An 11,959-nucleotide genomic window follows, 5' to 3' on the forward strand; every position below is an offset into this window, starting at 1 on the left:
TTAGTTATGAGGTATATTTTATTCATTATAACCATTGCTCTTTGTACCGGTATTTATGCCCAGAATAACATCCCAAATTTTAAATGGATGGAAAAAGTGGGTGCAAAAAGTTTTCCTGAAGGAGAGAAAGTTTTTAATGTAAAAGATTATGGTGCTGTTGGCGATGCATTGGTAATGAATACTGAAGCCATTCAAAAAGCTATTGATGATGCTGAAGCTGCAGGTGGTGGAATGGTTACTTTTGAACCTGGTATTTATTTAACCGGTTCCATTTTTATTGGTAACAACGTAAATTTTCATATTCCCAAAGGCACTATGTTAATGGGTAGTCAGGATTTAAAAGATTACAAATACATTGATACCCGTGTGGCCGGAGTTGAAATGAACTGGCCTTCTGCATTGGTAAATATTCTAAATAAAGAGAATGCTGCCATTACTGGCGATGGTGTTATTCATGGTAAAGGAAAAGTATTTTGGGATAAATACTGGACCATGCGTAAGGATTATGAAAAGAAGGGTTTAAGATGGATTGTAGATTACGATTGTGATCGCCCCAGAGGAATTCTGATTTCAGAATGTAAAAATGTTACTGTGGAAGGAGTTGTATTGTATCAGCCAGGATTCTGGAGTTTACATATTTTATACTCAGAGCATGTTACGGTTAACGATATTACCATTAGCAATAACATTGAAGGACATGGACCTAGTACAGATGGTATTGATATCGATTCTTCTTCATTTGTATTGGTACAAAACAGTAGCATTAATTGTAACGATGATAATTTTTGCTTAAAAGCTGGTAGAGATAGTGATGGATTAAAAGTAAATCGTCCTTGCGAGTATATTGTTCTGAGAGATTGTTACGCTGGTGTTGGTGCTGGTTTAGTAACTTGCGGTAGCGAAACATCCGGAGGTATTAAGCATATTGTAGGCTACAACCTAAAGGCAGTAGGCACATCGTTTGGTTTACGATTTAAAAGTACCAATCAACGTGGTGGTGTTATAGAAGACATACATTTATCTAATATCACCATGGAAAATGTAAAGTATCCCCTATCGGTTGATTTAAACTGGAATCCGGCATACAGTAACTCTCTTTTACCCGAAGGTTACAACAGAGACAGTCTTCCGGAACATTGGTTAAAAATGCTTGAACCAGTTGATCCTAAATTAGGAACTCCTAAATTCAGGAATATGACCTTTACGGATATCAATGTAAAAAATGCAAAAACTGCCATTATAATTGGTGGCACAAAAGAAAGTACTATTGATAACTTTACGTTTACTAATGTTTCGTTTGAAGGTGAAAAAGCTGGTCATATCCGTTATGCGGAAAATTGGGAATGTAATAACTTTGTGATTAAAGGTAAGGATGAATTAAAGCTTGAAAATACAAAGAAGATTAAGTTTTAAAGTTCCATGAAATATTACATTTAATAGGTATGTAAATCAATAGTTGGATGTGTGGTATAATAAAGGCTGAAGGCCTTATACAGCATAACTTGGGGCATCGCCCCAAGCCTCCTGACATATTGTTTTCAGGCTGTAAGTCTGATACCTTTAAAATTGGTTTCAGGCTTACAGCCTGAGATCTACCTGGAACTAAATACAAGGGGCGATGCCCCTTGCTGAGATGTTTTAGGCCTTCAGCCTAATAATTAATTACAGTAACCATTGAGTGACAGTAATTAGTATTTATTGCTCAATTTGAAAACTAAATAATTATGCGATATATCAATTTTATAATTTGTATGCTACTGCTGATTCCATTGGGATTGGCAAGTCAAAATACAGAAAGACAGTACTTGTCCGGGACGGGTTTATACCATACCAAAACCTGGGATTTTTATTGTTCTGATGGACAAAACAGTAAAAAGTGGAGTAAGATCGAAGTGCCATGTAACTGGGAACTTCAGGGCTTTGGAACTTATACTTACGGTCGATTCTACAAAAAAGGTGAAGAGCCATCTAAGGAAGTAGGTACTTATAAGTACGATTTTAAAGTACCAAAGGATTGGAACGGAAAACAAATAACCATTGTTTTTGAAGGGTCTATGATAGATACTGAAGTGTTTATTAACGATCAAAAAGCTGGTGATACGCATCAGGGAGGTTTTTATCGTTTTTCGTATGATATTACTGATAAAATCATTGCTGGTAAAAAGAATAACTTAAAAGTAATCGTTCATAAACACTCGGCTAATAACAGTATTAATGCTGCTGAGCGTAAAGCCGACTGGTGGACTTTTGGAGGTATTTACCGTCCTGTTTATTTAGAGGCTAAACCTCAAACAGCCTTTGATCATGTAGCTTTAGATGCCAAAGGTGATGGAAGCCTGACTGCAGACATTGCTCTTTCAGCTGAATTAAAAGGTGGTAAAATTACTGCTTCTATTAAACCTTTAACAGGATCAGGTTCTTTCGAAACCAAAACATTTACCATCAGCAATCCCGATTTAAAACAACAAATCTCTACAAAATGGGATGATGTAATTGCCTGGAATCCTGAAAATCCACAATTGTATGTATTGGATTTAAAACTGATTGACAGCAATAATAAAACTGTTCATGAATGGACTTCACGCATGGGATTCCGTACTATCGAATTCAGAGCTAAAGATGGTATCTACATGAATGGTACTAAAATAGTAATGAAGGGAATTAACCGCCACTCATTTCATCCGGAAGGTGGTCGTACAACCAATCGCGAAATTAGCAAAAGCGATGTGTTGTTAATGAAAGAAATGAACATGAATGCGGTACGTTTCCACTACCCTCCTGATCAACACTTTTTAGAAATGTGTGACTCATTGGGAATGTTTGTGGTGGATGAATTAGCCGGATGGCAAAACTGCTACGATTCTGAAGTAGGGCCAAAACTGCAGAAAGAAATGGTAATGCGAGATGTAAACCATCCTTGTATTGTGCTTTGGAGTAATGGTAACGAAGGTGGCTGGAACTACAATTTAGATGCTCACTTTGCAGACTATGATCCTCAAAAGCGTCATGTAATTCACCCATGGGCTGATTTTAATGGTATAGATGCACACCACTACCCTACTTATTTAACTGGTGTGGCTCGTTTAACCAATGGTTATAAAGTATTTATGCCTACTGAATTTATGCATGGTATGTACGATCAGGGTCATGGTGCCGGATTGGAAGATTTTTGGTTAAACTGGACTTCTCACCCATTATTTGCTGGTGCATTTATGTGGGCTTTTAATGATTGTGCTGTGAAAAGAACAGACAAAGGAGGAATTCTTGATTCTGATGATTTCCGTGCACCGGATGGTATTGTTGGTCCTTATCGCGAAAAGGAAGGAAGTGTATTTACAGTTCGTGAAGTTTGGGCTCCAATACAATTTAAGCAGTTGTATATCACTCCATCTTTTAAAGGAGAATTCTCAGTTTCGAACCATTACATCTACACTAACCTTAGTGAGTGTACCATGAGTTACAAACTATACCAAGTAGATTCACCATTAAAAGGAAGTAAAAAAGAAGTCATTACAACTGGTAAAGTTAACTTACCTGCATTGGCTCCGGGAGAGGCTGGTAAAGCTAAAATGGAATTACCTAATCAGTTCTTCAATGCTGATGTGTTGGAAATTGAGGCTTTTGATAAAACCGGTAAAGCTATTTGTACCTGGAGCTGGCCTATAAAATATACTGATGAGTATTTTAAAACTCAGATAACAAAAGCCGAAACTCAAAGCGATGTTAAGGTATCAGAAATGGATAGTATTACTACTTTAACGGCTAATGGTGTTTCTGTTTCTTTTAGTCAGCTTACTGGTCAGATTAAGGAAATAACAAACAGCAATGGCACTATTCCTTTAACTAATGGACCTGTAGCTGTTGGAATGAAAATGAAATATACCAGCTGCTATACAAAACAAACTGAAGATAAAGCCATGTTTGTAGCCAAATATTTAGGTGCAATGGATTCTATTGTATGGACAATGAATGCAGATGGTATTTTAAATATGAATGCAGTAATGCTAAACAGAGCACGCGGAGGAAAAGGCTTTGATGATGCATTTACCGATAATGATATTTACAGTTTAGGACTTACTTTCAACTATCCTGAGGAATTGGTTAAAGGTATGGAATGGTTTGGTCGCGGACCTTATCGTGTTTGGAAAAACAGGATTAAAGGAACCAATTATAATTTATGGCAAAAAGATTATAACAATACCATTACCGGCGAAAGTGAGTATGGTTTAACTTATCCTGAGTTTAAGGGATATCATGCTAATTTATATTGGGCGACAGTTCAATCTGATAAAGCACCATTTACAGTATATTCTGAAAGTGATGGTGTATTTTTAAGAATGTTAACACCTGAAGAACCTAAAGGTCGCCAGAACGGCAGACATACAATGCCTGGATTTCCAGAAGGTGATATTTCATTCCTTTATGATATACCAGCTATACAGTCATTTAAACCTACATCTCAACAAGGGCCACACAGTCAGCCTGGAAACATACGTATTAAAGTAGGTGATGAAGGTATCAGAATGATTTTAGATTTTGATTTTAGATAATCCTCATTTATAAAAATCCCCGTATCATTTGAAGGCTGTCCTACTGATCTACCAGGGCAGCCTTCGTTTTTTATGGGATATTGAACTCCTGTTAAGAAGTTATATACAATGACTTCATACAGATATTGTTTTACACCAATATTGTTATTCAACCGAGACTCAAAGATTGTTAGTGTGACTCCTCTGGAGTCATTTTACGATTATCCAACCTTTGCTATAAACATTTGATGCCGCTGGCATCATTACAATAGAACACTATTGAGATACATTCTTATTCTAACTATCAAGAGCAGGTCCAAATGTTTGATAGTAATACTATGGATTTTAGTACAAACTATTACAATAACAACATGACTACTTATTCTCAAGATCTGTGATTAGTTTAATATTCTTCTTTTCTATATCCGTTAAAAATCTATCAACATGAGTTGTGTAACCTCTATACCATTTCTGATTAAGAAAATACTTTTGTAAATCAGGCGATTTAAATTCATAATGATAGCGAGCAAATATTTCGTTACGCATTAGTCTAAGATCTCTTTGGGTCAAACATTCTAAATCTTCTTTTTTTAAAAGTCTGCATGAAGCAATCTTATAGTTTCCTTTTATAAGATACTTTGGTACATCTATAGTTATTTGAGTCGCTTTATTACAAGTATCTATTGCAATATCAAAATTACTAAGAGATTCAATATCAAATATTCTGGTCTTAGAAATCCATTCTTCATATGGAACATACTCGTTATATACGAAATAATCATCAGGATTATCCGCATAGCTTACCTCAGGATTTGTAGGCTCTCCTATTGGTCGTATTCCAATTTTCTTATAAATATCAATCTTTATTAAATTCCCTTCTTTCTTCCAAATTCCAAGTTCGTAATGCTTCTGGTGTTCTTCAATACCTCCCAGACTGATAATAAAAGTTCTATCCGGATAAAAAATTAAACTATCCGGAGTTTCGCAACTGGGACAATATTCTTTGACAATATAATCTGTAGGAAAATTGGCAGGTACAATGCTTATTTGATCTTCTGCATCTTGTGCGAATCCCAATATATTGTTCATTAATATAATAACAAGCGGAATAATATATCTTAGTTTCATTCTATGTACTATATATGATTAATCAATGATAAAAAATGTGACCTATATTTAAATTCAATAACTCAGAGTAATCATTACCTTGGTTCTATCTACAAGAATTCAATAGAGAAAACTCCTTATAAAAACCTAAATCTTTATAGAAACAAACGAATCTGATTTTAAAAGGAATGAATACGATTTATCATCAACGTATACATTGATTTGTTGGTCTTCAGCTTCTTCATTTCTTAATACGAGTATGATAGAGGAATCAGGATTTACAAAGGCCAGAGAATTGTTAAATATGCCAGATGTTTTCAGAAGTTTTGCTCCGGGCTGCACATAGTGACTAACATGCTTTAGTAAGTAATACTCATGATTGTATCTAAATGTATGATTGGTAGTATCCACACTAACCAATGAATTTTGTTTCCAGCCCCAGGTGCTGATACCTCCCTCATCCAGAGAGGTATTCCAATACATATAGGCATTTGCACCATTTTTTAGATAGTGCTTCATCAAATCCCAGGAATAAATACAGTTCTTCCAATCGTTTTTGCTATTGCCACACTCCTGCTCTGTTTGGTATAATCTCAAGTCCGGATAGCGTTTATGAATTCCTGGTATGGCGCCTTTTCCCGCCCATTGAAAACCTACACCTGTTATATATTTCTTCGAAAGTTCATTATTTAAAACAGTATCAACCAGTTCTTCTGTTGCTCTTTCAACAGTCCCAAACATGACCTCTACATTTTGTTTTTGCATCTCGGGACCAAGGTACTTTCCTACAAAAGTAGATAATCCGGCTGCGGTCCATGTACAACTGGGAAAAACCTGAGCTGAATTGAACTCATTTTGTGGCATAACCATAAATATATCAATGCCCTCATTTCTGTATGCCTCAATAAACTTACTAAAATACAATGCATAGGCCTTGAAATATTCCGGTTCCTGAATAAACATATCTGAACCTTCCTTACCTTCTTGTTCCGGAAGTAAACCATTGTTTATACCGCGTAAATCCATTCCCCATTCTTCCGACTGAAATTCAGAATCGCCCAAAACACTTTTTGCTGCATAGTGCTTATTATATTTCATCCATTGCGGAGGTGACCATGGCGAAGCCCACAATTTAAGCTTAGGATTATACTTTTGGGCACTCTTTATAAAAGGAATCAACGTTTCCCTATCATTGGCTATACTGAAATTATTCATCTCAAAATCGCCCTCTTTTTCATTGTAGGAATACCAGTTTCTGGCAAAATCATTGGCGGCAACTGGCATTCTGCAAATGGTAAAATTAGCACCAAAACCTGGTTCAAACAGCTCCTTAAAAATTTGTTCTCTATCTTTTGCTTTCAATCGCTGAAGCGAAGTCCACCCCAACTCATTAAAACAGGTACCAAACCCTTCTATTTCCTGTAAGGTATTGGACGACTCAATAATAATATCAAGTGTATCGGTATTGGACTCTTTATTTTCAATACTTGTAACAATCCATGGGTTTGATTCTGTTGTGGTAGTCATTTCAAACTTTGGTTGCGTACAAGCTGTAATTGTAACAAGGGTAATCAATAGAAGTTTTTTCATTTTTAAATCGAATCTAAAATAATATGGGTAATGCAGTTTAGGTGTAAAATACTAAGTCCTTATTATTTATCAAAATAGCTTTCTATTTCAAAATCAAAAACGGACTCTTTCTCAGGTTTTATGGTGATGTTACCATAAGTACCTTTTACTTCTGCTTCAGACTCCCATGTTCCTCTGGTAAACTTAAATTGTGCCGGACTTTTAAGTTTTAGTGTGATCTCCCGTTCCAGATCAGACGTTTTTTCCATTTTGATTTTCTTAGGATTCCAGTCTCCTAAATTAGTCTGATTCCCGGTTATATAAACATTATCCTTTTTATTTAAAACCTTAACTCGTATCGTTACATTATATTCTTCTTCACTCAATTCTTTTTCTTGTAATGCAGAAACCTCATCAAAATAAAAATTAAATGCTTTGCTTAAACTTGGCGGAAAAGTACTCCAATGATTGTTCTCTGGAAATGCCTCTATATGAACATTTACATTATGATTAGTTAAGGTCTGATTATAAAATGAATATAGTTTTTCCCGGGCCGGTTTCCATTCTTTCCAATAATCAATACCTTCGTTTGCATGGCTTAAATAAAAATAAGTTGGACTTTTTATTTTGGAATAATCATAGTCGATCAAAGCATTAGCTAATTTATTATCATCATAAGCCAAATTGGGTGAAATGGCAACGTAATTATTAAAGATATCTGAATTTTGAAGAAAAGAATACAGAACGAAAGAAGCACTTAATGAGTGCCCAACTGCTATTCTGTTATTCAATGTTCTATAATGCGAATCCACAAATGGAATTACCTCTGTACTCACAAAATCAAAGAATTTATCAGCATTTCCTGAATACGTACCATAACGATCTATCGATTTTTGAGTTTCCAGCACGGGCAACAAATCATTATTTCGTGCATAATCTAATTTCTCATTATAAGGCGAAGTTATACCTATAACAATAAATGGCTTTGTATTATCGGATAAAAAGGAAATGATAGAACTTGTATAATCAAAGAATTCTCTGCTTTGGCTATCAAAAACATAAATTACATTGAAGTATTCATTTACTCTCCAATCATAATCAATTGGGGTATATATTAATATTTCTCTTTCCTGATTTAGGGCTTCTGATTGAATTTTTACATTTTCTACTCGTGCGATTTTCTGTCCGGTTATTGAATTTATACAAAGGGTGAACAAGATTGAATAAAGAATTAATTTCATAGTTTTTTTTAAGGTTTACATTATTAATATCTAATTTATATATTCCAACATTGATGGTTTTTATAAGTTTTTGGCTTAATTAAATCAATAGGCTAATTTGATGCATGCTTATTGGTCAATACAATAATTCAAAGAACTATTCCTTTATAATACTTCCATGACCGAGTTGAACAATATTATAATCCTTATCCTGAATTACATAATACAACAGATAAGTGCCGGATGGTTGGTCTGAAAGGTTAAATGCAATTTCATACGCATCTTCAAATCGAGCTTCCAATATTTTTTTATAACGACTATTTAGGATAGCAATATTAATTATTGGTGCTGTATTATAACTAAGATAACAAACATTAAAAAAGGGATTTGGATGAAATGTAATAGTTGGACTCGCATGCAGAGATCCATTTTCTTCCATGATAAATTCTGCAGTATTTTTAAAGTTTAATGTATCAAAAAAACTTTGCTCCAGACTGTTAAATTGGTCATCCAGATTCCATTCTGATGAAGTATTAATGTATGGAAGTTCTGAATTATTCTTCTCACAAGATGTGATGATTAAAGTAGCGAATAATATGATAACTACAAGTTTGTTCATTTGATTAGTATGATTTGATTATTTTAATAATTCTGAAATGGATTTTTTTAATTTTTTAGTTTCCCCTGTTTCATGATTCCATTCATAAACAGTATCCTTAAGCTTTTTCTTATTTAATATACCTGGACGCAAAATAAGCTTATTGCCATAACTATCACTTCCTATTACAATACAATTTTTTGGGAACCCTTTCCATTTCTTTGCTTCCTTTGTTTCATATCCAATATGGTTAGATGTTCTGGAAATTCTCTTTTTATCTTTCTTGTCAAAAAAAGGATGTATAAGCCAGTCATTATTAGTGATAAGAATTTCTCCTCCATTCTTGATTCTCATTTTCTCGGTAAAGGAAGATGGAAATATCACCCCAAGCTCAAGTTCTGTTTGCTTAATGTATTTTTCGTCAATTGGGAAAGGCATATACTAATGTTTATTTTTGACTGATGGTTTATATTCATGAAGATTTCTTTCTGCATGGCAACAGAAATGTGAAATATATTATTTTATTTCTATAATGATATTACCTGCAAATTTTCAGCAGTCTATCAATTCTTCTTTTATTTTCTTGCTGCAATAGGGATGGGTATAAATTCATGAGTATATTCACGATAATAAAAATCAATGCAAAAAGATAGTTCCCCCTGACTAATTCTATAAAAGCAAAAACGGTTACCATACAAAAACCTATTAAATGATTAATCTCGGCATAGGTCATTTCTTTACGTAATTCCTCTAGATCGGCTGTAGTGAATTTATTTTTCAATTCAATTTTTGCATTGAAAAATTTAAAAAATGTATTCTTCACAATCCATCTAAAAACATTCATTCCAATTCTTTGATTCAGTCTTTTACTTTTAAAAAAATTAAAGTTGGAGAGGTTTTTAAAGAATGCTGTTCTTTTTAATATTTCACCTAAAATCATTCCTACAATCCAGGAAATAAAAGTTATAGATATACTAAATGTGATATAATGAGCCATCATAATAATTCAATGTTTAATATTGTACATAATAAAGTAAAAACGATCCATTGATCTGATTGTTATTAACTATTATATGTGTGATAAAATATATGAAACTGATTTGCTAAAATAAATATTTTAAACACATTAGTATTACATAACGGACTTTTAATTAATAAAAAAGGCAGCTCCATTACACTATGGAACAGCTTATATAAATTCCATATGGCAATTAAAAGTAAATTATTATCATATGAAACAAACTACAATATATAATATACAGACTTGCAATATGGCATAAAACAAAATCAAATTTGGTTTCTAATATCCTTTTGAATACTGTGGTAAATTTAAGACATCAGGGCTAACGCCCCTTAATCACAATACGGATGTTCTATTCTACTAAGAAATCAGGCCTAACGGCCCTTTAATTAAATAGCTGTATATCGAGGGCCAAAGGCCTTGACTCGTCCTAAAAAAAGTTCACATGTTAATGGCTTAATCCGAAGATAAGTTTACAACTTAGATTAAGTCCTAAATTTGGTTTACAATTATACATATTTATCTCTACAATCATAATGATGATGATGGATTGTTAATATCTGGAAATAACTCGAAGGTAACCGAAGAGTTATTCTAGATATTAACAATCTACAGTTTCTATTACATCTCTTCTTTTATAGTAATTATTCCATAGTTTCTTTGTAACTAATTTACTTTCATGTACATAATTTGGAACATGATTTTCGATACTGTTATGAGGTCTGTCTTCATTGTACAGAGATACGACTTCTTTTAAAACCCTTTTTGCTTGTTTTATATCTTTTACTGTTTTATCCAATAAATACTCATCTTTCATAATGCCATTAATTCTTTCTGCTACTGCATTTTCTAGAGGATCTCCATTTTCTGTCATGCTTATTTTTACTTTGTTGTCTTTCAGTAATTTTACATAATTGTGCTGACAATACTGAACTCCTCTATCTGAGTGATGGATTAATTCAAAACAACTCGCAGGATCTGAATAAATATCAGACAAAGCCATTTTCAGAGCCTTAATTGTCTCTACACTCTCTAATGTCTCAGCGACATGATAACCAACAATTTTATGCGAAAATACATCAGTAACAAAGCTAATATATACATGTCCACTTTTGATTTTCCAATACGTAATATCACTTACCCATAATTGATTTGGAGCCACAGGTACAAAATCTCGTATCAAATTAGGATATTTGCGTAACCAATGGAATGAGTTAGTAGTGGTTACTTTTCGTTTTCTATTCCTTACCAATAAGTTATTGGCTGAAAGAAGATCAAAAAGAGCATCTCTACCCATTTTAATACCATGTTCCTGCATAAATGGTTGTAATTTAGCATACAACTTTCGAGTTCCCATTCTAGTATGGTTGCGTCTTATTTTATGAACTTCATCTAAAATCAATGACTCTTCAATACTAATATCACTTGCTTTCCATGTATTTTGATAATAAGCTTGCCGGGTTATACCAAACCATCCACATAGTTTTGCTAATCCTATGTGAGAATAGTCCTGTTTTATTTTTTCGATGGTTTGGTATTGGACTTTTTTCTAATTGGAATATTAAACTCCTTTTCTGCAATATCAACCATTGTAGAATAAGCAATTGATCTCATTTCTGCATCTTTTAATTGTTTTTCAAGTTCCTCAATTCTTTTTTTTAATTGGAGTGTTTCAAATGAATCAATTTCCTGATCGCTTTGCTTTTTTTCTTCCACTGGTCGTTGTTTTGTTGCAAAAGTAGTTTTTCGAATTGGAATGCTATCATCATAACCTAATTTTCGCATCCACCGTAATATATGACCATGCTCTTCATCTTGTCCGAGAGTGTTCAAAACTTTGTGTCATAATAGATTAAAAAGAAAATAACTTTGCCTCATGACAAAAGAATTTGATTACAAAAAGTTTAAAGAAGCA

10 protein-coding genes are annotated in these 11,959 nt (G+C 33.5%); 2 read left to right on the forward strand and 8 right to left on the reverse strand.

All coding sequences use genetic code 11. The features are described from left to right. Positions 1 to 6 precede the first annotated feature (6 nt). Together OM075_RS10450 and OM075_RS10455 are read left to right on the forward strand one after the other, a co-directional pair. Positions 7 to 1,413, forward strand: a complete 1,407-nt coding sequence (locus OM075_RS10450; protein WP_301190453.1) for a glycoside hydrolase family 28 protein — start codon at positions 7 to 9, stop codon at positions 1,411 to 1,413. Between the two features lie 311 nt (positions 1,414 to 1,724). Further along, the gene (locus tag OM075_RS10455) at positions 1,725 to 4,550 is read left to right on the forward strand and encodes a glycoside hydrolase family 2 TIM barrel-domain containing protein (RefSeq protein WP_301190454.1); all 2,826 of its coding nucleotides are present in this window, start codon (positions 1,725 to 1,727) and stop codon (positions 4,548 to 4,550) included. Positions 4,551 to 4,904: 354 nt separating this feature from the next. Here OM075_RS10455 and OM075_RS10460 read toward each other — a convergent pair whose 3' ends face one another. The 8 genes from OM075_RS10460 to OM075_RS10495 form a co-directional block, all read right to left on the reverse strand. After that, positions 4,905 to 5,657, reverse strand: coding sequence for a YARHG domain-containing protein (locus OM075_RS10460; RefSeq protein ID WP_301190455.1), 753 nt, complete (start codon positions 5,655 to 5,657; stop codon positions 4,905 to 4,907). Positions 5,658 to 5,783: 126 nt separating this feature from the next. Beyond that, positions 5,784 to 7,226 (reverse strand): glycoside hydrolase family 30 protein, encoded by a 1,443-nt coding sequence (locus OM075_RS10465; RefSeq protein ID WP_301190456.1) that lies wholly within the window; start codon positions 7,224 to 7,226, stop codon positions 5,784 to 5,786. 62 nt (positions 7,227 to 7,288) lie between these two features. Further along, positions 7,289 to 8,446: an alpha/beta hydrolase-fold protein gene (locus OM075_RS10470; RefSeq protein WP_301190457.1), complete on the reverse strand. Its 1,158-nt coding sequence runs from the start codon at positions 8,444 to 8,446 to the stop codon at positions 7,289 to 7,291. Positions 8,447 to 8,582: 136 nt separating this feature from the next. Further along, complete coding sequence (locus OM075_RS10475; RefSeq protein ID WP_301190458.1) at positions 8,583 to 9,044, reverse strand: T9SS type A sorting domain-containing protein; 462 nt, start codon at positions 9,042 to 9,044, stop codon at positions 8,583 to 8,585. An 18-nt stretch (positions 9,045 to 9,062) separates the two neighbouring features. Beyond that, entirely contained in the window at positions 9,063 to 9,461 is a 399-nt protein-coding gene (locus OM075_RS10480) for an SMI1/KNR4 family protein (RefSeq protein ID WP_301190459.1), read from the reverse strand. 100 nt (positions 9,462 to 9,561) lie between these two features. After that, positions 9,562 to 10,023: a glycosyl-4,4'-diaponeurosporenoate acyltransferase CrtO family protein gene (locus OM075_RS10485; RefSeq protein ID WP_301190460.1), complete on the reverse strand. Its 462-nt coding sequence runs from the start codon at positions 10,021 to 10,023 to the stop codon at positions 9,562 to 9,564. Between the two features lie 622 nt (positions 10,024 to 10,645). Next, positions 10,646 to 11,572 carry an IS3 family transposase gene (locus OM075_RS10490; RefSeq protein ID WP_363321581.1) on the reverse strand — a complete coding sequence of 309 codons (927 nt, stop codon included), beginning with the start codon at positions 11,570 to 11,572 and terminating at the stop codon, positions 10,646 to 10,648. Next, positions 11,560 to 11,829 (reverse strand): hypothetical protein, encoded by a 270-nt coding sequence (locus tag OM075_RS10495; RefSeq protein ID WP_301190461.1) that lies wholly within the window; start codon positions 11,827 to 11,829, stop codon positions 11,560 to 11,562. The genes OM075_RS10490 and OM075_RS10495 overlap by 13 nt, the downstream gene beginning before the upstream one ends. Positions 11,830 to 11,959 lie beyond the last annotated feature (130 nt).

Source organism: Plebeiibacterium sediminum, assembly GCF_026013605.1.
Classification (GTDB): Bacteria; Bacteroidota; Bacteroidia; order Bacteroidales; family Marinilabiliaceae; genus Saccharicrinis; species Saccharicrinis sediminus.